The sequence below is a fragment of the Hymenobacter sp. 5317J-9 genome (assembly GCF_022921075.1).
Lineage (GTDB): Bacteria > Bacteroidota > Bacteroidia > Cytophagales > Hymenobacteraceae > Hymenobacter.
On record NZ_CP095050.1, the window covers coordinates 4,592,366 to 4,616,782 of the forward strand.

Below are 24,417 nucleotides of genomic sequence, written 5' to 3' on the forward strand. Positions count from 1 at the left end.
GCCAGCAGCGGGTGTAGCAACCTCAATACTCGTGCTTTTTAATAGCAAAACACCGAGGCAAATACCAGGTAAAGATGGTGGGTATCTTGTCCTTTACCGCTCGTGCTGGGTAAAAATATTTTCCCGCTGTCTTCCAGACAACGAGCCGGCCTTTGCCGCCATCCGGCCGGCTATTGTGCCTGCGCCCGGCAAGGCCCCCCAACAACCTGCGTCTGCTTGAGTGATGGGTTCCATTTGAAGTAAAAACTTAGAATTATCAGACTTTATAAGACAGCAGAAGTGGCTTTACAAACATAGTTAAAGCTCATATAACACGGCTTTACCACTAACAAACACACCCAATAATCCGACTTTACACCAGCAAGCTCACTATTTGGTGGCTGGCGCGGGGCCCTCGTACTTCGTCCCATCAATCACCCCAACCATTCAACTGCCAGCCCCCATGTTTCGCCACACCCTGCTCCTCGCCCTGTTTGCCGCCTCTGCATCGGCCCAAACCCTTCCCTCCACCTCTACCGCCGCCGACTCAGCCCTGACGGTTGCTCCGGCCCCGGCTGGCCGCACGGCCGCCGATACGGTGCGGGCCCTGCACCGCTTGTTTGCCAAGCGCCGCAAGGTGGGCAACGTTCTTACCATCGGTGCCGTGGCTGCTGACCTGACTGCCGCAGGCGTTTCGGCGGCGGCCGAAGAACGCTCGCAACGCACCGCCAGCACCGGCAGCAGCGGATACGGGTGGGGGCCTGGCCCGTTCACCATTGGCTTTGGCGGGTACGCCGTGATTTACGGCGTGATAGCGGCACCCGTCATGGGCGTGGGCATTCAGCAGCTCATTGCCTACGGCCCCAAGCGCGAAGCCAAAATCGTGGCGCAGTACGAAGCCAACCGCCAACTGCCGGCCAAAATTCGCCGGCAGCTACGCCCCTACCTGCGCTAAAGCGGTACCGGCCGGCGCCTTGCGCCGGCCCACATCGGGCGACGCCGCGTAGCTTTGTTGCGAAAACTGTCCTATTTCCAACAAGCTAAAAACCCGACGCAAACGACGTCGAATCCGTGCGTTACCCATGAAGAAAACCCTACTCAGTGCCGGCCTGCTGTTCGGCCTTGTCTTTAGCGCCCACGCCCAGCAGCCGGCCGGCCCCGAAACCATGCGTACGCACGCCGACACGGTGCAGGCCCTGCACAACCTCTTCGGCAAGCACCGCACGGGCGGCATCATCTGGTCGGGCATCGGGGCGGCCGTGGCCGTGCGCGTGGCCACGGCCAGCGCTTCCGGCGACGGCGGCGGCAACGCCGGTGGCACGGCCGTGGGCATTGGGGTGCTGGGTGGCGTTCCGGCCCTAATTGGCGTGGGCAAGCTGCTGCGCTTCAGCAGCAGCCGGGAGGCGGCCGCCATTGCCGCCTACGACGCCGGCAAAGCCCTGCCCCGCTACGTGCAAAAACGGTTGGTGACGAAGTATTTCAGCCGGTAGTCGCGCTGGCACCACTACTTCAAACGGTCCCGCTGGCAATTGCCGGTGGGGCCGTTTGGGTACTACCACTTTAGAATATTCTTATTCCTTCGCCCTCCAGCACGTTGGCGCAGGGCTCCAGCTTGGGCGCTACCAGGGAAAAATATTGCGTAGCCGATTTAAAATCGGGCAAAGAATACAACTTGTTTTTTTCGGCGTTGTACACCAGCAACTGTGGGCTGTACGGGTACAAGCGCGACGGAATGGTGTAGACGTAGGTGCTTATTCCTGACGCATTATAGGTCATCCGGCGGGTTCTCACGTCGGCTTTCACGTCGGCGTTGTAATGCATGGTCAGTGCGCCGCTCAAGTCCCAATGGCAATCAAAAACGGGCGCCGGGCCCACGTAAGGGCACTGTCCGTCGAGCAGGATGGTGCTGTTTTTTCCGAGCCCGGGCGCAATGGCGTAAATTTTATCGAGCACCGCCAATTGCTGCGCATAGGACTGCGCGAAGAAATTCGATATCGTGCAATTGATGATGTAGCCGCTGCAGGCCACTGCTGCCAGCACCAGGCTAAAAACAGTGCTTCTGAGCGTTTTGGGTTTCACAAAGGAGCACAACAATCCGGCAGCCCCGACAAAGCAAATGGCCACGCCAATTGCAGCCGCAACCGTAATTCTGTTGGAAATTCCGGCCGCCGAAACCTGGAAATTAGAAGTAACCAGAAAGGCCGCGTAGCCGCCAACATACACTACTATTCCGGCTCCGATAAGCTTCAGCCAATCACTCTTTTTGACGGCATCGGCACCGACATTAAACAAGTAGTAAACAATTGCCGCAAACAGCGCTGCGCCGGTGAGCAAAATGCGCGGGTTGTAGTAGTCCCTAACAATTTTCCAGAGGATGACCGGCTGCTTCGCCCCATACACCCAGAAGTCGTTCGCAAGAACAGCTCTGAGTATACGAGCCACATGCATGAGGTAAGAACCCGCAATGCCGCCCGTTCTTTCCGACAGCAGAAACTTATAGGCAATACTTGCCGCAAACAGCAAGCCGGTGCAGAGCAGCAGCACATTGCCCGGCCAACTGGCTGAGTTGCTATGCAAAGGCGACCGTTTGCGCTGGACGCGGTACAAAATGCAAAAATTGACCAGGAAAAGCGGCACCGCAACCTCATAAGCCAGCGCACAGGCCACCACGCTAAGCCCGCTGATGGCCAGCCACCACTTCCAACGACCCGCGTTTTCGGCGGCACATACGCACCGCAGGCCGGCATACAAATGCAGGAAGAGAAACAGGATGCTGATGTTCGCACAAAAGCTGGATAGCCAAAAGCGAGCGGTGGAATAGTGGGGCAGCATGGCGTAAACCAAGGGCAACGCAACGACCAGGATTCTGGGCAGCTTGAGGCGTACTAGCGCCAGGTAAAACAGGAGTACGCCCGCAATAAGCGTCAGGAAATTGGCGACGTGATATCCCAATGGGTTGTTGCCAAAAAGCCAATACAGCAGCGAAAACTCAAGCCCCTGCACCGGCCTGACCACGAACCCATCTATGCGGAATGCCGCAGATAGAATGGCCCCCAGGCCCTGTGCTCTTGCATTGGTCAGGGTGCCCAATATCCACCAGTCGTCGCTGTAAAAGCCAAGCCTTCGCACGAAATAGCCTTGCAGCACCATCACCACTCCGGCCAGAAATAGCAGGTCTGCCGTTTTCCTCTTTCCAGTGTTGGCTTCGCCGCTAATTGCCATTGTTGAAGCGGCCACTTTCGCAACCATTGTATGAGGAGTTATTTCCATTGACCTGGCGAAAAGCACGGCACAATGATAAGACACGCCATGGATTTGCACTCATTTTTATAAATAATAATATTATTACGGAGAAAATACCGCATCAAATCATATATATTCTCGCAAATAATATCTAAAATATGAATACCTTATTTTTTTAATAACCGATTGTAGAAAGCGCTTTATCGAATGACAAAATTCTCACCAGCATCACGCTGACAGGGCTGTCTCTCCTGCCCCGCCGCCGGGGCCGCCGCGGCCGGGGTAGCGGGAGTTTCTGCCAGAAAGGTTGGTTTATAAACGCTGTCCAGGCTGTGCATGTACCTCTACAATCAGCTTACCATCTCTATCCAGCCATTTCCACCAAGCAACAAGGTCATTCTTAAAGAAAAGCTGGTATTTACCGAAAGGGCTGGCAAGTTCATACAAGCCATTGCGAGGATTCCCATCCTTTACGATTGCGCCATTTTGGGTAAGCGGCGACGCAGGGTCACTCCATCCTAATTTCTTTTCCTCCTTCCGGTAAGGTCCGCCATTACCGTCGCCGGGCATGAAATACGACCTACCAATTACCTCTCCAACTGCATTAACCTCTGTTATAATATACAAATTACCCTCATAGTGGTAGGAGATAAGGTGAACATTAAGTGGGCTTTCCCAGTCGTAGGACCGACCGTATCCATTAGCCTTGCCTAAATGATAGGGTATCTCCTCCCACAAGATACCATTCATATAACGTTTCTGCATTCCTTCTAGCTTCCCATTTACAAGCACCGTTTCGCTTTCAATAGTACCGTTTACAACATACCTGTAAACACCATCGGGTATTTTCTCCTTAAATCTGTATCCTATAGCATACACGTGCCCCATGTCTTCGCTCCAGCTTTTCTTTACAAATACTGTATCAGATTCATTTTCTAAGCGCAAGCTTTTCAATTGTGCTTCACTGTTGGAAGCGTGATTATCTCTGATTCTTATGGTGTGCGTAGGCAGCACTGTTTCAGAATTCGACGGCTGTGCACAAACCACTACAGCCATAGAATCAAGCACGGCAAGCATTAATAATCCTAAACATTTATTCACAGAGCGGTTCATATTCATAGCAGTAAGATATAAACACAAATGCAAAAAGCCCCGCCAGCACGACGCTGACGGGGCTTTCCCATTCATAAAGCCAACCGACAATTACACCGCCGGCATTTCCACGTTCTCGAACTTCACCGCGCCGTCTTCCAGCACGGCTTCTACTACGGCGTCTTTGCTCACGCGGCCCGAGAGGATGTCTTTTGACAGCTCGTTCAAAATCACGCGCTGTAGCACGCGCTTCAAAGGCCGGGCGCCGAACTGCGGGTCGAAGCCGGATTCGCCCAGGTAATCGAGCACTTCGCTGGTGGCTTCGAGCTGGATGCCGGCCTCGGCCAGGCGCTGCTGGATTTGCTTGAACTGGATGTCGACGATGCGGCGGATTTCCTTGCGCTTGAGGGGCTGGAACATCACGATTTCGTCGATGCGGTTCAGGAACTCGGGGCGCATGTGCTGCTTGAGGCGCTCCACCACTTCGTCGCGGGTGCGGTCGACGACCTCCTCGTGGTTGAACTCGTTGAGGTCCTTGAAGTTCTTCTGGATGATGTCGGCCCCGGTGTTCGAGGTCATGATGATGATGGTGTTCTTGAAGTTCGCCACCCGACCTTTATTGTCGGTGAGGCGGCCATCGTCGAGCACTTGCAGCAGGATGTTGAACACGTCGGGGTGCGCTTTCTCGATTTCATCGAGCAGCACCACCGAGTAGGGCTTGCGGCGCACGGCCTCCGTGAGCTGCCCGCCCTCGTCGTAGCCCACGTAGCCGGGAGGTGCGCCGATGAGCCGCGACACGGCGTGGCGCTCCTGAAACTCGCTCATGTCGATGCGCACCATGGCGTTTTCGTCGTTGAACAAATACTCGGCTAAGGCCTTGGCCAGCTCGGTTTTGCCCACGCCGGTGGTGCCCAGGAAAATAAACGAGCCGATGGGCCGCTTGGGGTCTTGCAGGCCGGCGCGGGAGCGGCGTACGGCGTCGGAAATGGCCGCGATGGCCTCCGCTTGACCGGCTACGCGCTTGCCCAGCTCGGCTTCGAGGTTCAGCAGCTTCTCGCGGTCCGATTGCAGCATTTTGCTCACCGGGATGCCCGTCCACTTGGCCACCACTTCGGCGATGGACTCGCTGGTGACGACTTCTTGAAGCATGGCGCCGCCGTCTTTGTTGGCCGCGGCTTCTTCCTGCAGGGCTTTCAGCTTGGCTTCGGCTTCCTGAATCTTGCCGTAGCGCAGCTCGGCCACGCGGGCGTAATCGCCTTGGCGCTCGGCCTGCTCGGCTTCCAGCTTGAATTGCTCGATGGCTTCCTTCTGGGTTTGAATGCCGGTGAGGACACCTTTTTCGCTTTCCCAGCGGGCTTTCAGGGTGTCGCGGCGGTCGTTCAGCTCGGCCAATTCCTTGCTGAGGATGGCTTCGCGGTCGCGGTTGTCTTCGCGGCGGATGGCTTCGCGCTCAATTTCGAGCTGCATGATGCGGCGCTGAATTTCGTCGAGCTCCACGGGCATGGAATTCAGCTCGATGCGGAGCTTGGCGGCGGCCTCGTCCATGAGGTCGATGGCCTTGTCGGGCAGGAAGCGGTCGGTGATGTAGCGGGCGCTCAGCTCAACGGCCGCAATCACGGCGTCGTCGGTGATGCGCACGCCGTGGTGCAGCTCGTACTTTTCCTTGATGCCGCGCATGATGCTGATGGCGTCCTCAATAGTCGGCTCATCCACCATCACGGCCTGGAAACGGCGTTCGAGGGCCTTGTCCTTCTCGATGTATTTCTGGTATTCCTTGAGCGTGGTGGCCCCGATGGCGTGCAGCTCGCCGCGCGCCAGGGCGGGCTTGAGCAGGTTGGCGGCGTCCATGGCGCCCTCGCCCCCGCCACCGGCCCCGATGAGGGTGTGCATCTCGTCAATGAAGAGCACAATCTGGCCGTCGGAGTCGGTCACTTCCTTGATGACGGCCTTGAGGCGCTCCTCAAACTCGCCCTTGTACTTGGCCCCGGCCACGAGCAGGCCCATGTCGAGGCTCATGATGACTTTGTCGCGCAGGTTTTCGGGCACGTCGCCGGCCACGATGCGCTGGGCCAGGCCCTCCACGATGGCGGTTTTGCCCACGCCGGGCTCGCCGAGTAGCACGGGGTTGTTTTTGGTGCGGCGCGAGAGGATTTGCAGCACGCGGCGGATTTCCTCGTCGCGGCCAATCACGGGGTCCATCTTGCCGGCGCGCACCTGCTCGTTGAGGTTGCGGGCGTAGCGGTTCAGGCTCTGGTACTGGTCTTCGGCGCTCTGGCTCGTGACTTTGCGCCCGCCGCGCAGCTCCTTGATGGCAGCCTTCAAGTCCTTATCGTTGAAGCCGGTGTCTTTGAGCAGCGTGGCCACGGCATCGCGGCCGCCGAGGATGCCCAGCAGCAGGTGCTCGACGGACACGAACTCGTCGCCCATGTCCTTCATGGCCGCGTTGGCGCGCTGCACGGCGGCGGCCGCGTCGTTGGCGAAGTAGGGCGAGCCGCCGCTCACCTTGGGGTAGGCGGCCACAATGGCGTCGAGCCGCGGCGTGAGGATGTTGAGGTTGGCGCCCAGCTTATTGGCCAGAAACGAGAAGACGCTTTCGTCGCTTTGGAAGAGGCCCTTCAGCAAATGGCCCGTTTCGACGGCCTGCTGCTGGTTGCCCCCAGCTATTTCGGTGGCCTTCTGCACGGCCTCCTGTGCCTTGATGGTGAAGTTTTTAAAGTCCATTTTGGGTTGTCTCTAAGTAGGTGCTTCGGGTTAGGAAGTTGTACGTAGGGACTAGCAAATGGGGTGCGAGAGTGGGTTTTCGGACTTTTTGGCGGGAAACGCGAATTTCAATAATGCATGCACTAACAATTTGTCATTATTAGGGTGTGTATTTGATTCTCTTTAGCTTCCCTGTTGAATAGGCAGTTGATGCTTTATCGTTAGTCGAATAGAAAAATAAATAAGACTTGGTTTTTCCAATGTAAAATTCAGTATTACTAGATGTCAGTGTACTGCCTTCAAATTCAACCTCTACATTACTGAAGTAACCCGCTTTCACTTTTTGTATCTCATTCCACGTTGCGAGCAGAATCAGAGACGTGAAACTTATTACCAAAGAGAGTATTATCACATACTGCTGAAGCGACTGAATACCGGAATATGCACTTGATTCTAGTGCTACCATTGGCACCAGCATGGTAATAATAGGCCATGCCCAAACGTACCTCACAAGCTCAAACTTCTCTATTTTAGGTCTTCTCCAAAGAATCGATAAAAACACAAGAAGGAATACAAAGCCTATAAATATTACAGGTAGCAGAAGGCTAAGATGTGCACTTAGCCTTTGAAAGAAGCCTAATCCAATATCAATTCCCGAAAGGTTGTAAGGCAGAATGAGACCAACATATGGAATAGCCAGAATCAACACAATCACACTCGCTGTCGCTATATTATCTGCGAATAGAGTTATTATCTCGCTTGGGTCGATATAATCAACGATTGGAACGTTGAAAGCCTTATAATAAATAATGAATTTTGAAAACCCAACTACTAGCAATGCCAGTGATATAACACTTATTGTTTGGCTTGAAAAGAAGGATTCCATACTATCTAAATTTGGTAGAACTGGAAAATGAGTAATCAACCCAGCATAGCGGCTCATTCAAGTGATATGCAAGAATCCGTTTATCCCGAATTAACGAGCCAATTGCAGAATCTACGCCACCTCGTGTCACTTGCACAGTTGGAACCATGTTTAAAAGTTTTCTTGCACCATTATAACTAACGATGTATCCGTATGCTCCATTTCTAATTTGATATGGAACGAAGGCTTGTCCATTTATAATAGCACGTTTATTATGCGGGTAATTATTCCCGGAATTCAGAAATAATATATCAAAATCAGAAGGCACCAATTTCAATGCATGGTTTAGCTCGCTGTTAAAATTTTCAACAAGAATTATATCATCCTCAAAAATCATTGAATACTCAAGCTTTCGATTAGCTGCTTCTGTCCAAATCGAATAATGCCCAAGCCAGCACCCAATACTGCCTTTTGAAAGGTAGTTAGCTGACCTCAAACTTATTGCATCAGTGAATTTGTAGGCATCCTGCCAGATAACACCATCACAAATAGTGTAACCTAGTTTCTCATTATCAAATCTCTTTTTGATAACACTTCGCCTATTTAGGTTAGTTTTCAGCGACAAAACGAATGTCTGCCGTATGCATATTGCCCCATCAACTATACGTTTGACCTCGGGAGGCTTATACCATCTCAATCTGAGCTTAGCATATTCAATCCTATTGCTGAAATTATAATGCGCAAAAGCATTAAGCACTAATGAGCTGAACAGCTTTAGTATTCCAGTGACCACGAATATGCTTGAAAGTAAATCTTGGTAGAAACAGGAGCAAGCTACACAGAAGCTCTAGTTTCTTCAGCGGCGGGGGCAGCGGGCGGGGGGGCGTTACTTATCGCCGTAGTGAAAGCGGCAGGCTGCAATGCGCAATCCGTCTTCGGATACTTTGTACACCAAACGGTGTTCATGATTGATGCGACGCGACCAATAGCCGCGCAGGTCGCCTTTTAGCGCTTCGGGTTTGCCCGTGCCCGCGAAAGGCGAGCGCTGGCACTCTTTCAGCAGCGTGTTGATTTTGCGGAGAATGGCGCGGTCGGTTTCCTGCCAATACAGGTATTGCTCCCAAGCGGCTTCATCCCAGATGAGCCTCATGCGTCAATGAGGTCGTGTTGTACGCCCTTACCGCTCTCCAAGCGTTCAATGGCATCCTTCAGGGCTTTCGCGTTGGCTGGGTTACTCAGCAGATACTCCGTTTCGTCCTGCGGCTTGGCTTTCGTGCGAGCCGGCGTGGCTTTCACAAACGGCAGGCTTTGCAGCAGTTCCATCATGAATGCCGCTTTGTTATCAGGAATTTCTAGCGTGATTTTCATACCATCCAAAACTACAAAGATTCCGCTTAGTTCCTGCCGCCTGCTTGCCGCTACGCAAGAAGCGCCCGTTTCTTCAGCGGCGGGGGCAGCGGGCGGGGGAAGTTGCGTCAAAGCTAGCTATTTTGGCCAACCAACTCTCCCCTACCCCGTGGGCCACTACACCGACGCACCCGAAGACAACCTGCTCGGACTGACCGACCGCCGCCTACTCGACGAAGCTGAGGCTGAAGGCGTCATCCGCGCCGAAAACTTCCTCTACGACCTACCCGAAGAAACCGATTTCACGGTGGCGCTACTGCTCGACCTGCACCGCGCCGCCTTCGGGCGCGTGTACGAGTGGGCCGGGCAGTACCGCCGCTCCAACCCCAACGTGGGCAGCTTCCTGCCGCCCCCGTTTCAGCAGGTGCCCACGCTGCTCTACCAATTTGCCGATGAGGTGCAGCACCGGCAGCGGCTGGTGGGCACCGAAGCAGAACTGGCGGCCCTGCTAGCATATGCGCATTATCGGTTCGTGGCTATTCACCCGTTCACCAACGGCAATGGGCGCACGGCCCGCCTGCTCACCAATTTTCTGGCCTTCCGCCACGGCTACCAGGAACTGGCCCTGTACCAGCGAGCCGCCGGCACCGACCGCGAAGCGTATTTAACCGCGATAAAAGCAGGAAACTCCGGCGACTACCGGGAACTGGAGCAACTGATTAGCGCGCAGCTTCGCCGGTTTGGCGAGTAGATTTTGTGGCGCGTTCGGCCTCTACTTTTTCGTAGAGGGCTTCGAGTCGCTCCATGGGCACGGTCTGGTTCTCCAGCGCCATCGTGCCGTACACGGAGCGCAGCATCATGCGCTTCACGAAGGAAGCGTCTTGCAGTTGAGCGTAGCGTTGGCGGAAAGTCATGGCGGGGAAACGCGGGGCGTGCGGAAATGGTTGACGCCTGCTAAAGTAGCTCAGAAGCTTTGGTTTCGTCAGCGGCGGGGGCGGCGGGCGGGGGCGTTGGGGCCGTTGGAGAGAAGCTGTCGTATCGTTCCAGCGGCGGGGGCGGCGGGCGGGGGCGTTGGGGCCGTTGGAGAGAAGCTGTCGTATCGTTCCAGCGGCGGGGGCGGCGGGCGGGGGGCCGTTTTCAAATATGCAACTTAATCTTACAGAAAACTGTAAGTTTGCAGTGAATCTGAACGGGTGCCAGTCGCCCTAGTAGGATTCACCCGGGGCCGCCGCAAGGTGGCCCCTTTTGTTTTATAGCTGCACGAGGTGCAGTGGGTGGGTGCGGTTGGCGTAGGCATTGAGCACCGGGTGCAGGCGAGCGTAGAAATTGTGCCCCTGCTTACTGCGCATGTACGCGTTGGGCTCATACAACTGCCGGGCGGCGTAAGCCACTACATCGACCAACTGGTGAATAAACGAGTGGGCCGAATCTTTCAGGAAAGGGTCCTCGATGACGGATTGCAACGCTAGGTTGCGGTAGCCCGCCCCCACGGTCTGGTGGGCGGAATTGTTGGGCACCGGGTTGTAGTGCCGCATTTTTCGCAGCAGCAGGGTAAGCTTGCCGCCGTCGGTGTTGTCGGGTAGCACCAAGCCGCGCTGGTCGGCGAACGCGCCAGGGTAGTTGCGGTTGCGCAACGTGTTATCGAAACGCTGGATGAGCGCCTGCCAGGCATTTTCGAAGACGTCATAGCCCGGTTGCTTCGTGGTTTTATTCACCACAACCGTACAGATGCGAATATCGCTGCGGTTGCTGAGAAAATCCAGGCACTGTTTCAGAATATCGAGCCGGTCGTTGCGCCGGATGCGGACCAGCGCGCCTGGATTGGTAATGAATGGTGCGGCGTGAATTTCTTCCCGCAGCTTCAAGCCTTTGGTGGTCCGTAGGTGCCGCCGAAACGCCACTATGTCGTTTAAGAAATCCCGCCACCGCGTTTCATGCACTACCAAGCTGGACAAAATGAAATACCTCGTTGGACTGGCTACGAGGCCGGTGTCGCCGCTTTCGTCGGCGTAGAGTAGATACATGGGTAGCGGTTTCAGATGCGAGTAGCAAGCTACTCAAGAAGCGCCCGTTTCGTCAGCGGCGGGGGCGGCGGGCTGGGAGGCGTTGGGGCCGTTGGAGAGAAGCTGTCGTATCGTGCCAGCGGCGGGGGCAGCGGGCGAGGGTGGGTGGAGAATTTTTAAAGGCTACCCCAGCCGGAGGGTGCGCTCCACTTGCAGTTGCTGCAGGAAATACTCGTCGTGCGACACCACCACGAGGGTGCCGTGGTAGTCGTGGAGGGCGGCCGTCAGGATTTCCAGGTTCCGGATGTCGAGGTTGTTGGTGGGCTCGTCGAGCACGATGAGGTCGGGCGCCTGGTTGCTTATCATCAGGCAGCAGAGCAGCAGCCGCATTTTCTCGCCGCCGCTTAAGGCACGGCACGGCTTGTCCCAGTAGTCTTTCGGGAACAGGAAGCGGGCAAGGCGAATCTTGACCTCGTGCTCCTGCAGCCCGGCGGCATTGAACTGCTGCGCCTGCTCGTACACCGACAATTTGTTGTGGAGCAGGGAATAGTCCTGGTCGATGAACACGGCTTGGCTGCCGGCCCGGTGCAGGGTGCCGCGCGTGGGCTCCAGCTCGCCGAGCAGCAGCTTGATGAGGGTGGTTTTGCCGGAGCCGTTGGGCCCGTGCAGCGCCAGCCGCTCGCCGCTGTGCAGCCGGAAGCTCAGGTCGTCGGGCCACAGCAGGCTGGCGCCGTAACCGTAGTTCAGGCCCTGGGCCTCGAACAGCACCTTGCCTTTGTGCAGGGCCGACTGGTCGAAGTTGAACTTCATTTTGTCGGTGTCGGGCAGCTCCTTGCGCAGCTCGCTCAGCTCCTGGGCCAGGGCGCCCACTTTCTCGGCATGAACGCCCTTAAGGCGGGAGGCACTGTTTTCGGCGCTGTTGCGCATCATGCCCAGCACAATGGCGGGCAGGCCGGCTTTGTCCTGGCTTTTCTTGCCGCGGGCATCCTGCTTGTGCTTGCGTTCGAGGGCCTCGCGCTCGGCTTCGCGGGCTTTGCGCAAGGCCGTGGCGCGGGCCTTCACGTCCTGAGTTAGGGCATGGCTTTCCACCTGCTTTTGCTCGGCGTAAAAGGCGTAGTTGCCACCGTAGAGGGCCAGGCCGCGCCGGCTCAGCTCGCACACCGCGTCGAGCAGGTTCAGCAGCTTGCGGTCGTGGCTCACCACCAGCACCGTGCTGGGGCTGCTGGCGATGAAGTCGTAGAGCAGCTGTCGGCCGGCGGTGTCGAGGTGGTTGCTGGGCTCGTCGAGCAGCACAATGTCGGGCCGGTGAATGGCGATGCCGGCCAGAAATACCTTGGTTTTCTGGCCGCCGCTGAGGCTGGCCAGGGGTTGGGAAAGACGCACGTCGGCCAGGCCCCAGTGCAGCAAGGCTTCCTGGCTGCGCTCCTCAATGGTCCAGTCGTCGTCCAGCGCGGCCAGGTTGGCGTCGGTGGCGCGGCCATCCAGGATTTCCGCCAGGGCCGTGATTTTGCCGTCGATGCGCAGCGCCTGCGCCACGGTCAGGCCATCATACTGGCCGAAATGCTGCGGGATGTAATAGGGCGCAGAGCTGGCCACCACGCGCCCCGCGGAGGGCGCCAGCAAGCCCGCCATGATTCTCAAGAGCGTGGATTTTCCTGCGCCGTTGTTGCCAATTAGCGCCAGCTTTTGGTGGTCGTTGACAGCCAGGTTCAGGTTGTCGAACAGCACGTCTTTATTGGGGTGTGCGTACCCGAGGTTTTGCAGCAATAGCATGAGTTCTTTCTCAAAAAAGCGAACGAATGCAGCCGCCCACGTCGTGGGGTGGCTACTCGATTTTTGGAGGAAGTCAGCTATTACATAAACCGGTGCGTGGTGTTTGCAGAGGCAAATTTACGCATTTCCCTAAACAGAAAGAAAACAAAAAGCCCTAGCAGGCGCCAGGGCTTTTTGTTTGGGCATAACTCAACTAACCATCGGCGGGACGGCCAAGGGTGGTTCAGCACAGGCTACTTCAGCTGAATGCCCTGAGCCTGCATCTGCTTTTCCGTGGCGTTGTGGTTGGCCAGGTATTGGGCGTGCTGCTCGGGCGTGCGCTTGGTGCCCAGGCTGGCCAAGTGTTCGCGCAGCTTGTCGGCGGGCATGTCGGCGCCGTAGGACGGGGTGCCCGGCTGCTGGCGCCACGACTCGTGCAGGATGCCGTCGTCCACGGCGTCGAAGCCCAGCTCTTCTACCAGGGCCATTACCTTCTGCTTGGCGGCGGCATCGTCGCCGGCCACGGGCAGGGCAATGCGGCCGGGGGTACCGGCGGCCACGCCCTTGTTCTGCAGGTGGTCGGCGTAGATGTTGTTGAACACCTTCACCACCGGGCGGCCCAGGTGCTGCTGCACCCACTCGCTCTCGGTGAGGTCGCCGGTTTCCAGCTCGGGCATCTGGCCATCGCGCAGCAGGGGGTAGTAGTTGCTCGTGTCGATGACGGGCACATCAGCCGGCACGCCCTCGAACAAGTCTTTGGGCAGGTCGGGGATGTTTTTCAGCGGAATGGTCACCACGATGAGGTCGGCGCCCTGGGCCGCTTCTTTGGCCGTGACGGGCGTGGCGCCGGTTTTCTGGGCCACGTCGCCGAGGGTTTCGGGGCCGCGCGAGTTGGCAATTTTAACCGAGTGGCCGAGGCTGGTGAGGCGCACGGCGAGGGCGCTGCCGATGTGGCCGGCGCCAATGATTCCAATGTTCATAACAGTAAGCTAAGCGGGTGATGGGTTAGCCGCCTTTTCGCAAAGCGGCATGGGCTAAGACCACCCACCCGGCCCGATTGTTTTGCCCGGGCACCCGGCGGCCCCGGCCCGGCCGCGCACGGGGCCGCCGCAGAGCCCCTCAAGCGGTGCTTATTTTCTCAGCAATACTGGTCCGGCATCCGGTCTGGCGACGGGCCGCAACCCATCGGGCGGCGCTATTTCTTCTTCGCGGGGCTGCCGGCCGGCTTCCTGGCCGGAGTTGGGGCCGGCGTGGGCGCGGCCGAAACCGAGCTGGGGGCGAAGGGCACTTCGACGCGCATTTGGATGGGGATGGCGCGGCCGTTTTGCTGGGCGGGCGTGCACGGGCACACCTGCGCAATGGCGTCGAGCACGGCCTGGTCGCAGCTGGTGCACAGGCCCCGCGTGATGTGCGGCTTGCGCACCAGCCCGTCGGCGTCGATGACGTACTCGGCGTACACGGTGCCGTTGATGTTTTCGCGCTTCACGGCCTCGGGGTAGCGCACGGCCTGCTGAATGGTGGGCCCATAGACGGGGCTGCCGTCCAGCAAGGTGGGCATGCTTTCGGCGTAGGAATACACCTTATCGGTGTCGGTGAAGGGCTTGTTGGGGTCGGGCAGCGGCATGGGAATGTCCACGAACTGCCGGGTGGCCACGGACTGGTCGGCGTTGTCGCGGGCGGGCTTCCAGGCGGGGAAGGCATTTACGAGGCGCAGGGCTTCGGCGTCGCAGCTGGTGCAGAGGTGGGTTTTCACTTCGGCGGCGTCTATTTTGCCAGTGGGACGCACCACAAACTCGACGCGCACGCGGCCCTGCAGCTTTTCGGAAGCTACCACGGCCGGCACGCGCAGGTTGCGGCGGATGTAGTCGTAGAGGCCCGCCGGCTCCGCGAAGCTGGCGTGCAGGCCGCGGGGGTCGGCGGGGTACACGTGGTTGGGCGAGATGAGCTGCAGGGGCAGCACCATGTTCACGGCCACGGGCTGGCCGCCCTGCTGGCCGGGCACCAGGCGCGGCAGCTTGCGCACGGCCGCCAGCACGGCCTCGTCGCAGGCCGGGCACAGGCCGGTCACGATTTTGGGGTCGCGCACGTTGCCCTTGCCATCCACCACGAAGGTGACCTGCACGGGACCTTCCGATTTGGCGTCGCGCACCTCGGCCGGGAAGACCATATTTTTCAGCACGGCCGCCTGCAGGGTGGTTTTGTCGTTGGGGGCCGGCAGGGTGGGCATTTGCTCCACGTAGCTATACACGCGGGCGCCGTCGAGCAGGGCGGGCGCCGTGGCCCCCGAGGCCGGCGGGAAGGTGGCCGGCACCGTGAAGCTCACCGACACAGCCCGGCCGTTTTGCTTGCCCGGAATGAAGCGCGGCAGCTGGCTCACGGCCGCAATGGTGGCTTCGTCGCAGCCGGCGCCGATGCCTTTTACCACCTTAATGCTCTTGACGCCGCCGGTGGTCGTGACCGTGAACGAGACGAACACCCGGCCGGTCACGTTGTCGCGGCGGGCCTGCTCGGGGTACACCAGCCGCTCCTGAATGGCGGCTACAATGGCCTGATTGCCGCCGCTGCCGGGCAGCTGGGGCATTTGCTCCACGTAGGTGTACACTTTTTCTTCCTCGGCCTCGCCTTGCGCGGCGGCAGGCCGGGCCAGCGCCAACAGCACCAGCAGAGAAGCAAAAAACGGGGCCGCAAGGGCCGAAAATGAATAGCGCACACGTGGTTTCATACTGCAAGTTAGGGGGCAAAGCCGCGGCTCAACCGCACGGAGCACGGCCCGGGCCGGCGGCCGCCAGCCGGGCCGCCCGGTATCTTTACCGGAGCCTCCGATTTGTTTCTGCCGCGCCGCCATGAAAATTTCTCTTTTTGCCTTTACGCTGCTCGCCGGGGTGCTAATGGGTGCCAGCGCCCCGCTCAGCGAGTCGGACGAAACGGCCGATAACGACTTGGTGTATGGCGTGCGGCGCGAGGCATTATTTCGCAAGCACGGGGTGAAGGAGCTGTTTGTGGAGAGCGAGTCGTTCGACCAGGGCAAGGTGACTACCGCCCGCCACCTCAACGAGTACCAGCTTTTCGACCACAACGGCCGGATGGTGCAGCAGGAGCGCGCCTCCGAGCGGGTGCTCTCCTACCGCAACGACTGGGAATACAACGCCAAGGGCCAAGCCGTGGCGGGCACTTCTTACCACCTCATCGGCGGGCGCCGCGACACCGGCCGCGCCGACCTGGCCTGGCTGCCCACCGAGCACACCCGCTACGTGGCCGAGGGCACCGAGCTGGCCGGCAAAACCCGCTGGAACGCCGATACCGGCCTGTGGGACCCCCTCACCCGCATCCGTACCTGGATCCGCCACGACACCACCTACGTCGAAACCCGCGATGCCCAAGGCACCCTGACCGAGCTGGAGCGGCAGTTCACCGTGGGCCTGGGCAAGCACACGCAACGCACCGACAACCTTACCTTTTCCAATGGGCGGCCCCGGGAGCCCAAGTTCCGGTACTACCGCATCGAGAAAAAGCATGTGGTAGAGTCCGGAGAAGTGACTTTTGAGAAGGAAACTCAGGAATACGTGGAGAAGCACCCCGAAACCCTCGGCTACGTGCTGGGCGGCTCCAAATACGGTTTCCACGCCCTCACCTACTATGTGGCCGGCCTCAAGCCGGGCACGCTCAAGCCCGACTTCAAGCTGCTCTACAACCGCAAAGGGCAACTGCTGCTCGCCACCGGCTACGGCGTGCGCACGGCCTACCAGCGCGACGCCGCTGGCCGCGCCATTGCCAGCACCCAAAGCCGCGAAGAGGGCGGCGGCGCTACCATCACCGCCTACTCCTACCGCCCCGATGGCCTGCTGGCGCGTGAAATCATCACCCGCCCCGACGGCGCCACCGAAACCCGCTACTACCGGTACCGCTTCTTCTAAAGCAACACGGACGCCGCATTGCTGCTTTCAGCGGGCGTCGTCGGGCGTCTTGCGGTAGGTTTCCAAGGCCTGGTCCAGCGGCTGGCCTTGGATGTGAATGCAGTCGCAAAACCGGTAGCCGGCAATGGTTCGGCGGCTGTTGTTGAATTGCGACCGGCAATCGCGCAGCGTGTTGCGGGGCATTACGTCGTACAGGCGAGTCAGCCCCACCACCAGCGCCACCGTGGCGGCGGCCCCCGCAAAGAAGGCTTTGGGAAACTGCTGGCTGCGGGGCGCAAGCGCAAGCGTGGCCGCTGGCGGCTGGTTGAACGGCAAAATGAACTTCAACCGGTCGTAGTACCAACACAGCAGGTACAGGTTGGCCACCACCATTAAGGGCGAAGTAATGAGCGAGCCCTCAAACCGCACCGCCAATGACAGAATGCAGATGTTCAGAATGATAGGAAAGTACATCGCCGCTCCCAGCGCGGCAGTGCCCGGAATCAGGAGCAGGGCGGCGGCCGTCATCTGGGCGATGCCGATGTAGGTGTAGTAGTAGCCGGTGTGCGACAGCGCCTCCAGGTAGTGCCCCATCGGGTGGTTGTCGGACAGCGACGTGAACCGCTCCCCCATGATTTTGATGAACCCCGATGGCAGAAAGCCAGCCGCTAGGGCCACCCGGCAAAACACTGCCCAATACCGCATCCAGCGGTTGTGCTTGGCGTGGGAATGAATGCGGTCGAGAGAGACAGCCAGGCTCATGGGCTTGCGAAGGCAAGAAAAGCGCGCCGTAGCAGGGCGCCATCCTTGTAGAAAAAAGCGAAACGGAAGTAGGCTTGCGGGCGTGGACTTCCGCCGAGGTATTCTTGGAGGACCGTTAGGCCAGGCGGTGGCCCGACTGGGGGCCGGAGACTTGCGCAGCCCGCCGGAACAGCCAGCCCGAGAACACCCACATGGCCGCAAAGGCGGCGTTGGCCGCCAGCACGTTGGCCAGCTGCACGCCAGGCTCGGCGGCCGCGCCGGTGGGTTTCCATACAAACAGCGCAATCAGGGTGACCAGCACGTAGGCCAGCGCGGCCCCGAACATGGCCCGCGACATGCCCTGCGGCCGGAACCGCGCCGCAATGGCGCCAACAAGAGCCACCGCCAGCACACTCACGTAGAGCAGGTTGGCGGGGTTGTCTTCGCTGCCCACCAGCCCCACAGCCAGATTGGCCCACACCAGCAGCAGGCCCGCGGCCACGGCCACGGCAGCCGCCAGCCGGTAGGCGGTGCTGTTGGCCGGGCGCGCCACCAGCACAAACAGGCTGCCCGCCCCAAACAGCAGGCCGCCGGCCACCACAAAATCAAACGAGGTCCACTGCACTTCGGCGCTGAACTGCATGGCCACCAACGGAATGAGCAGCAGGGCGAACGTGGCCAGTGCCACCAGGAGGAGGCTTTTGGAAAGAGGCATTGCGGTAACGATTAGAGGTGAGAAGATGGAAAACGCCGGGCCCCCGGCGGCGCACACGGCCCGACGCCGTCCTACACCGTGCGTCAAGCAAATAAGCACGACACAAAAGTATTAAAAAGAACTTTGCATTTCAAAGAGAATTGATGTAAAGAGAATAAATAGTAGGAAAGGAGGACGCGTTGAAGCATTGATGAGGTGGCAATTGGTGGCAACGAGGCCACTTCACCAGGCAGCAGTCGGCCCAGCGAAATAAGGGGTTCGGCAGGAGCTGACCGAGGCTAAAAGCAGACTTTGCCCGACGTCAGAAACCGCTGGAATCGGCAACTTTGTGCAAACGTTAGCGCAAACGTGCTGAGTTACACGACAATAAAATTTCTCCTAACGTCATACACTGAATTATAAGACGTTGTAGCTTTGAAACACAAATTCCTACTCAACCCTTAACCCCAATACGCATGCAAAATTTTACTCTTAAAGCCACCCTGTTTTTCGCGTTCCTGCTGTCGGCCTCGCTGAGCAAGGCGCAGACTACTATCACGACGGTGGGCATCATCGGCTCGGCTACGCCCCGCACGGCCACCAACACGACGGGCTGGGACGCCTCGACGCCCATGACCCGCACCGTGGCCGGCGGCAACGACTGGACCATCACGCTGCAACTGACGGCCGCTACGGGCTCGAACGAAGTGAAATTCCGGGCCAACGACGCCTGGACCATCAACTGGGGCGCCGCCGCCTTTCCCTCGGGCACCGGCGTGCAGGACGGCCCCAACATCGTCATCCCCACCGCCGGCCGCTACTTGGTGCGCTTCAACAGCCAGACCGGGGCTTACTCGTTTTCGATAGTGACGGCCGCCAAAACCAGCAACGACTTCGTGCTGCGCATGGCCTTGGCGCCCAACCCCGCCAGCGGCAACGTGAGCGTGGTGTACGACCTGGCCAAGGCCGCCACGGCCACGGTTAAAGTGCTGAACCTGGTGGGCCAGACGGTGCGCCAGCTGGCCCCGGTGCAGCAGAGCGTGGGCTCGCAGCATCAGGAATTGGCCCTGCAGGGCCTGGCTGCCGGCATCTACCTGGTGCAGCTGCAAACCGCCGACCAGGTGCAAACGACCCGCTTGGTGGTCGAGTAAGCTTCGGCATCTTTGCCGGCTAGCGCCGCGAACCTGGGCCCGGGCCCGGTTCGCGGCGTTTTTTTGTGCCCGGCAGCCACAAAAAACCCGGCCCACGCAAATGCACAGGCCGGGTGATTTTCACAGCGGGAAGGCGGCGCGCCTAGTCTACCTTTTTCTCCAGGCTGTTGGCCATGTCGTAGTGCGAGCGCAGCACGGGCAGCGTTTTGGTGGCGAAGGCCTGCACGTTGGGCGACTCGGCGGCGGTGCTTTTCACCTCAAACATGGCCACGTCCATTTTGTGGGCCGTTTCCATGAGGTCCATGTAGGTTTCGTCGAAGTTCTTGCCCGACTTATTCATCAGGCGGTCGGCCAGGGCTTGGTGCACGGGCAGCATGGCGTCGGGCATTTTCACGCCCAGCGGCGCGGCCACGGCCTTGAGCTCTTGGCTGGACTGGTTGTGCTGGCTCACCATCATCTGGGCGTATTTGCGCACCTCGGCGCTGGTGGCCTTTTGCGAGGCCATCTGGCCGGCCCGGATTTCCATCATGTCGCTACTGGCGGCATTTGTCAGAAACACGGCGTCCGACATTGAGGCGAAGGAATTCATGTACGCCGTGGCATCGGCGCTGGCGTCGGTGGCAGCGGTGCCGGCGCTGGCATCCGGAGTAGTTGTGGTGGCGACACCGGTTGGGGCGTCGGCGGCGCTGCTGGTGGCCGTTTCGGAAGTGCCGCTGGTGCTGGTGCTGCTGCACGCTGCGCTTAGGGCAAACACGCCAGCCAGCAGAAAAGAGGGAATTGCTTTCATCGTTTTCATCAGAATTGGGTTGAGGATGATGGGCTATATACGACAAGCACCGACCCCAAGGACAACGATTTACCTATTCACCGTGCGGTGCCCCTCCCCCATTCTCTACGGCCGCGCCTATGCCGGCTAGCCGCGGCCTATGCCTGGCGGGCGGCCAGCACTTCCCGCACCGAAGTCCAGCGAATGTCGGCGTAACGGGCATTATCCAGGTGCGCAAACTTGGGCCGGCCCGAAAACATGTTGTGCAGATACTGCATACCCTGCCAGGCCGGAAACACCTCCTGCGGGGCCGGCGCCAGCGTGCGCGTCACCTTGATGAGTGTGCCTAGCACCCACAGGCCGCCGGCCCGCAGCAGCTTGAAGGGCTGGCCGGTGGCCTCGGTGGCGGCGCGCTGCAGGCCGCGGGCGCTGGCCACCTCGCCGGCCACGCGCAAGTAGCGCGGCGTGTCGGGGTCGAGGGCCGCGGCGGCGGTGTATTCGGCGGTATTGTCGATGGTGGTAAAATCGAGCGGCTGGTCGGCATCGCCGTAATACAGCACCCGGCCGAGGCCAAACAGCACCACCGGCGCCTGCCCGGTGAGCAGGTCGGTGAACATGCCGTTGAGCACGGACGTGGCCTGGATGGGGGCTTGGTCGAGGCGCTGGTTGAACTCGCGGCGCAGGTCGAGGTTGCGGTTGCTGCCCGCGGGCAGTGTGGTGTAGTCGATGCAGAAGTCGGACGGGACGAAGCGCGGCACGCCCGCCGCCACGGCGGCATCAAGCAGGCGCTTCTGGCCGTCTACAATCACCTCGCGCAGCCCCGAAAGGGCCGACACCACGCAGGCCGCCCCCGCACAGGCGGCGGTGAGGGCCGTCACGCTGTTGAAATCCACTTCCACTACTTCGGCGCCGGCGTCGCGCAGAGCGGTGGTTTCGGGTTTGGTGTTGCCGGGGCGTACCAGGGCCCGCACGGCTGCCCCGCGCCGGAGCAGGGCCTGGGCAATGCGAAAGCCCAGGTCGCCGGTGGCGCCGGCCAGCGCCACGGGGCCGGCCGGCGGGGCATTGGTTGAGGAAGAAGGCTGATTCTGAGTCAAAATAGAGAAGAGTATAAGATGGTGATTGGGTAACAGGAAGGTCAGCCATCGGTTAACATCAGCCAACCGTGCTGCTGAGTATCTTGCTTGTCCTTTCTTTTCCAACCGCTATGTCAGGCTTTTATTTACGCAGTATCGTGGGCGTGCTGTTGTGGCTGCTGAGCACGCTGCCAGCCGCGGCCACCCATCTGGTGGGCGGCGAGTTGAGCTACAAGTTTCTGGACGCGAACGGCTCCCGGGAAACTCCTTACCGCTACCAGATTACCGCCCGCATCTACCTGAATGCGGCTACTTCGAACCTCGGCGCTACCAGTACCATTTTGGTAAGCTCGCGCGCTGCGGGCATGCCGGTGCTCACGCAGCAGGCCGTGGGCTACACCAGCATGACGAGCATCACGCCGCCCGCGGTGCCGGGCTGCCCCGTGCAGGTACCCGAAGTAGTACTGGGCATTTATACCCTCGTCGTGGAGCTGCCGCTGGTGAGCGAGGGCTACCAGGCCTCATACAATGCCACGGCCCGAAACGCCGGCATCACCAACGTGCAGAACCCCACGCAGCAGTCTATGTTGCTCTCGGTGGACATGACGCCACCATCCATTCCCAACACCTCCCCCGTTTTCTCCACCACGGCCCTCAACGTTATCTGCGTGGGCGATACCAGCGCCCTGCTCAACAACGCCTACGACGCCGACGGCGACCGGCTGAGCTACGCCTTTGTGGCACCCAATAGCAACGGCTTGGGCGCTTCGGTTACGTACGCGCCGGGCTACGGCGTGGCCCAGCCATTTGGCAGCAACGGCTACGTGGCGCTGGATGCCCGCACCGGGCTGGCGCGCTACCTGAGCCAGCGCCAGGGCGTTTTCCTGCTGGCCATCGACGTGTCGGAGTACCGCGTGGTGAATGGCCGGGAAATATTGCTGAGCACGGTGCGGCGCGACATTCAGATTGCCGCCCGCGTTTGCTCGGTGGCGCCCAACCAAGCTCCAGCGTTCAGTGCCGCCAGCCTGGCCCAGCAGGATTTCACCGTGCGCGAGGGCCAGCGCCTCGACTTCACCATCACCGCCACCGACCCCGACCTGCAGCCCCTCGTGATGACGGTGCGCAGCGTGCTGCTGGACGGCGCCGGCCCCATCGATGCCACCGTAAACGGCCAGGCCGGGGCCGGCGTGCCGGGCAGCATCAACAGCGCCGTGGATGTCACGGGCATTGGCACCGTGACGGCGGCGTTCCACCTCACGGCCGGCTGCGGGCAGGCCCGCCCCGCGCCCTACGATGTGCTGGTCACGGTTTCGGACCAGGTGTGCGGCAGCAAAAGCATCGCCGGCGTGTTCCGCATCGCCGTGGTGGGCGATGCCCCGCTGACCCGCGTGCGCGGCGACTCGGTGCGCTGCGTGCAGAGCACCGGCACGTACACCGCCTTTGGGCCGGCGTTTGGCCAGTACCGCTGGACGGTGCGCGGCGGCGAGATTGTGGGCCCCGCGACCGGCCGCACGGTGCAGGTGAACTGGACTGCGAGCGGCCCGGGCACCGTGGCGGCCCAGGGCATTGCCCCGGGCGGCTGCCCCACGGTGGCAGCCACGCAGGCCGTTACGGTAGTGCCCGGCCCGCTCATAAAGGGTCCGAACGTGTATTGCCGGGCCGACAATACCGGCCTGCGCTATACCGTAGACGGCCCGGTCGTGGCCTACCAATGGAGCATCGACGAAGGCACCATCGTGAGCGGGCAAGGCACCAACAGCGTGGTGGTGGACGTGGTGAAAGGCGCTAGCACGACCCTGCGGGTGGAAGCCCCGAACTCGGCCCTGTGCCCAATCGGTGCGCTGCGCATCAGCCCCGACAGCCGGTGCCTGTCCTTCTACAACGTCATCACCCCCAACGGCGACCGGCAGAACGACCGGTTTGTGATTGAGAACATCGAACAGTACCCCAACGCCACGCTCACCATCTTCAACCGCTGGGGCCGCCAGATTTACCAGTCAACGAACTACCGCAATACCTACGACGGCGAAAACAATGTACCCGGCGTGTATTACTACTTCTGCCAACTGCCCGATGGTACCCGCTACAAGGGCTGGTTTGAGCTGGTGCGATGAGCTGCCACGGCGCGATATTGCTTCTAATTTAACTGCTGCATTGCCATGCTCGACCTTGTGATTGATGCCCGCCCGGCCGCTCTGGCGCCGGGGTTCGACGTGAAGCGCATTCTCCCCTACCGGCTGCGGCGCATGCTGGGCCCGTTCATTTTCATGGACCACGCCGGGCCGGTGGACGTGGCGCCCACGCAAATGGCCAACCTCGACGTGCTGCCCCACCCGCACATCGGCCTGAGCACGGTGAGCTACCTGTTTGGCGGGCAGGTCACGCACCGCGACAGCCTGGGCGTGCAGCAAATTATTCGGCCCGGCGAGGTGAACTGGATGACGGCCGGCTCCGGCATTGCCCACTCCGAGCGGTTTGAGGACCCGGCCGCGCTGGCCGGCGGCGCCCTCGAAATGATACAAACCTGGGTGGCCCTGCCCGAAGCCGACGAAGAGCAAGCCCCCACCTTCGCCAACTACCAGCCCCAGGAGCTGCCCATCTTCACCGACACCGGCGTGTGGATGCGCCTGATTGCGGGCGACGCCTTCGGGCTGAAAAACGACGTCAAAACGCATTCGCCGCTGTTTTACCTGCATGTGGTGCTGCAGGCAGGCGCCCGCTTCGGCCTGCCTCGCGGCTACCCCGAGCGCGGCGCCTACGTGGCCAAGGGCAGCGTGGAAGTGGGCGGCCGCACCTACACCGCGGGCCAGCTGCTGGTGTTCACGCCGGGGCAAGACCCGGTGCTGGTGGCGCGCGAGCCCAGCACGCTCATGCTGCTGGGCGGCGAGCCCCTGGGCGAGCGGTACATCTGGTGGAATTTCGTGTCGTCGCGCCGCGAGCGCATCGAGCAGGCCAAGGCCGACTGGCAGGCCGGCCGCATTGCCCTCCCGCCCAACGACAACGCCGAATTTGTGCCGCTGCCGCAGGACAAAAGCCGACCGGCCGGCTCGTCGCCTGCGCCGCAGGCCTTGTCCTGAACCGCAATTTTTGCCAATAAAAAAGGTCACGCCGTGGGCGT

23 protein-coding genes are annotated in these 24,417 nt (G+C 60.1%); 7 read left to right on the forward strand and 16 right to left on the reverse strand.

What is annotated here, in order from left to right:
- The first annotated feature begins 442 nt into the window (after window positions 1-442).
- Together MUN81_RS19260 and MUN81_RS19265 are read left to right on the forward strand one after the other, a co-directional pair.
- The gene (locus MUN81_RS19260; protein ID WP_245113483.1) at window positions 443-934 is read left to right on the forward strand and encodes a hypothetical protein; all 492 of its coding nucleotides are present in this window, start codon (window positions 443-445) and stop codon (window positions 932-934) included.
- 127 nt (window positions 935-1,061) lie between these two features.
- Entirely contained in the window at window positions 1,062-1,469 is a 408-nt protein-coding gene (locus tag MUN81_RS19265) for a hypothetical protein (protein ID WP_245113485.1), read from the forward strand.
- Between the two features lie 70 nt (window positions 1,470-1,539).
- On the opposite strand, the gene MUN81_RS19270 is transcribed toward MUN81_RS19265, so the two are convergent.
- The 7 genes from MUN81_RS19270 to MUN81_RS19300 all read right to left on the reverse strand — a co-directional run bounded on the left by MUN81_RS19270 (window position 1,540) and on the right by MUN81_RS19300 (window position 9,247).
- The gene (locus MUN81_RS19270) at window positions 1,540-3,249 is read right to left on the reverse strand and encodes a hypothetical protein (protein ID WP_245113487.1); all 1,710 of its coding nucleotides are present in this window, start codon (window positions 3,247-3,249) and stop codon (window positions 1,540-1,542) included.
- A 285-nt stretch (window positions 3,250-3,534) separates the two neighbouring features.
- Entirely contained in the window at window positions 3,535-4,341 is an 807-nt protein-coding gene (locus MUN81_RS19275; protein ID WP_245113488.1) for a hypothetical protein, read from the reverse strand.
- An 84-nt stretch (window positions 4,342-4,425) separates the two neighbouring features.
- Window positions 4,426-7,035, reverse strand: a complete 2,610-nt coding sequence (clpB, locus tag MUN81_RS19280; protein WP_245113489.1) for an ATP-dependent chaperone ClpB — start codon at window positions 7,033-7,035, stop codon at window positions 4,426-4,428.
- 139 nt (window positions 7,036-7,174) lie between these two features.
- A complete protein-coding gene (locus MUN81_RS19285; protein WP_245113491.1) occupies window positions 7,175-7,900 on the reverse strand; it encodes a hypothetical protein in 726 nt (241 codons plus the stop codon).
- A gap of 1 nt (window position 7,901) precedes the next feature.
- Window positions 7,902-8,504 carry a glycosyltransferase family 25 protein gene (locus tag MUN81_RS19290; protein WP_245113493.1) on the reverse strand — a complete coding sequence of 201 codons (603 nt, stop codon included), beginning with the start codon at window positions 8,502-8,504 and terminating at the stop codon, window positions 7,902-7,904.
- A gap of 261 nt (window positions 8,505-8,765) precedes the next feature.
- Window positions 8,766-9,029, reverse strand: coding sequence for a Txe/YoeB family addiction module toxin (locus MUN81_RS19295; protein WP_245113495.1), 264 nt, complete (start codon window positions 9,027-9,029; stop codon window positions 8,766-8,768).
- On the reverse strand, window positions 9,026-9,247 hold the full coding sequence (locus tag MUN81_RS19300; protein ID WP_245113497.1) for a hypothetical protein: 222 nt from the start codon (window positions 9,245-9,247) through the stop codon (window positions 9,026-9,028). The genes MUN81_RS19295 and MUN81_RS19300 overlap by 4 nt, the downstream gene beginning before the upstream one ends.
- A gap of 148 nt (window positions 9,248-9,395) precedes the next feature.
- On the opposite strand from MUN81_RS19300, the gene MUN81_RS19305 reads away from it, so the two are divergent.
- The gene (locus tag MUN81_RS19305) at window positions 9,396-9,977 is read left to right on the forward strand and encodes a Fic family protein (RefSeq protein WP_245113499.1); all 582 of its coding nucleotides are present in this window, start codon (window positions 9,396-9,398) and stop codon (window positions 9,975-9,977) included.
- Here MUN81_RS19305 and MUN81_RS19310 read toward each other — a convergent pair.
- The 5 genes from MUN81_RS19310 to MUN81_RS19330 all read right to left on the reverse strand — a co-directional run bounded on the left by MUN81_RS19310 (window position 9,946) and on the right by MUN81_RS19330 (window position 15,703).
- Window positions 9,946-10,140, reverse strand: coding sequence for a hypothetical protein (locus tag MUN81_RS19310; RefSeq protein WP_245113501.1), 195 nt, complete (start codon window positions 10,138-10,140; stop codon window positions 9,946-9,948). The genes MUN81_RS19305 and MUN81_RS19310 overlap by 32 nt on opposite strands.
- 336 nt (window positions 10,141-10,476) lie before the next feature.
- Complete coding sequence (locus MUN81_RS19315; RefSeq protein ID WP_245113503.1) at window positions 10,477-11,250, reverse strand: DUF3800 domain-containing protein; 774 nt, start codon at window positions 11,248-11,250, stop codon at window positions 10,477-10,479.
- 162 nt (window positions 11,251-11,412) lie between these two features.
- Window positions 11,413-13,002 (reverse strand): ABC-F family ATP-binding cassette domain-containing protein, encoded by a 1,590-nt coding sequence (locus tag MUN81_RS19320; protein ID WP_245113504.1) that lies wholly within the window; start codon window positions 13,000-13,002, stop codon window positions 11,413-11,415.
- A gap of 233 nt (window positions 13,003-13,235) precedes the next feature.
- Window positions 13,236-13,961 carry an NAD(P)-binding domain-containing protein gene (locus MUN81_RS19325; RefSeq protein ID WP_245113505.1) on the reverse strand — a complete coding sequence of 242 codons (726 nt, stop codon included), beginning with the start codon at window positions 13,959-13,961 and terminating at the stop codon, window positions 13,236-13,238.
- Window positions 13,962-14,176: 215 nt separating this feature from the next.
- Window positions 14,177-15,703 (reverse strand): TonB family protein, encoded by a 1,527-nt coding sequence (locus MUN81_RS19330; RefSeq protein WP_245113507.1) that lies wholly within the window; start codon window positions 15,701-15,703, stop codon window positions 14,177-14,179.
- Between the two features lie 121 nt (window positions 15,704-15,824).
- On the opposite strand from MUN81_RS19330, the gene MUN81_RS19335 reads away from it, so the two are divergent.
- The gene (locus tag MUN81_RS19335; RefSeq protein ID WP_245113508.1) at window positions 15,825-16,895 is read left to right on the forward strand and encodes a hypothetical protein; all 1,071 of its coding nucleotides are present in this window, start codon (window positions 15,825-15,827) and stop codon (window positions 16,893-16,895) included.
- Window positions 16,896-16,922: 27 nt separating this feature from the next.
- Here the strand turns inward: MUN81_RS19335 and MUN81_RS19340 are convergent, their stop codons facing one another.
- Window positions 16,923-17,636, reverse strand: a complete 714-nt coding sequence (locus MUN81_RS19340; protein ID WP_245113510.1) for a DoxX family protein — start codon at window positions 17,634-17,636, stop codon at window positions 16,923-16,925.
- A gap of 115 nt (window positions 17,637-17,751) precedes the next feature.
- A complete protein-coding gene (locus tag MUN81_RS19345) occupies window positions 17,752-18,330 on the reverse strand; it encodes a hypothetical protein (protein WP_245113512.1) in 579 nt (192 codons plus the stop codon).
- Between the two features lie 455 nt (window positions 18,331-18,785).
- Between MUN81_RS19345 and MUN81_RS19350 the strand changes: the two genes are divergently transcribed.
- Entirely contained in the window at window positions 18,786-19,460 is a 675-nt protein-coding gene (locus tag MUN81_RS19350; RefSeq protein WP_245113514.1) for a T9SS type A sorting domain-containing protein, read from the forward strand.
- A 142-nt stretch (window positions 19,461-19,602) separates the two neighbouring features.
- On the opposite strand, the gene MUN81_RS19355 is transcribed toward MUN81_RS19350, so the two are convergent.
- Window positions 19,603-20,247 (reverse strand): DUF4142 domain-containing protein, encoded by a 645-nt coding sequence (locus MUN81_RS19355; RefSeq protein WP_245113515.1) that lies wholly within the window; start codon window positions 20,245-20,247, stop codon window positions 19,603-19,605.
- 137 nt (window positions 20,248-20,384) lie between these two features.
- A complete protein-coding gene (locus MUN81_RS19360) occupies window positions 20,385-21,320 on the reverse strand; it encodes an NmrA family NAD(P)-binding protein (RefSeq protein WP_245113517.1) in 936 nt (311 codons plus the stop codon).
- A 110-nt stretch (window positions 21,321-21,430) separates the two neighbouring features.
- Here MUN81_RS19360 and MUN81_RS19365 point away from each other — a divergent pair, with 110 nt between their 5' ends.
- Window positions 21,431-23,413, forward strand: coding sequence for a gliding motility-associated C-terminal domain-containing protein (locus MUN81_RS19365; RefSeq protein ID WP_245113519.1), 1,983 nt, complete (start codon window positions 21,431-21,433; stop codon window positions 23,411-23,413).
- Between the two features lie 45 nt (window positions 23,414-23,458).
- Window positions 23,459-24,376, forward strand: a complete 918-nt coding sequence (locus MUN81_RS19370) for a pirin family protein (RefSeq protein ID WP_245113521.1) — start codon at window positions 23,459-23,461, stop codon at window positions 24,374-24,376.
- The last annotated feature ends 41 nt before the right edge of the window (window positions 24,377-24,417 follow it).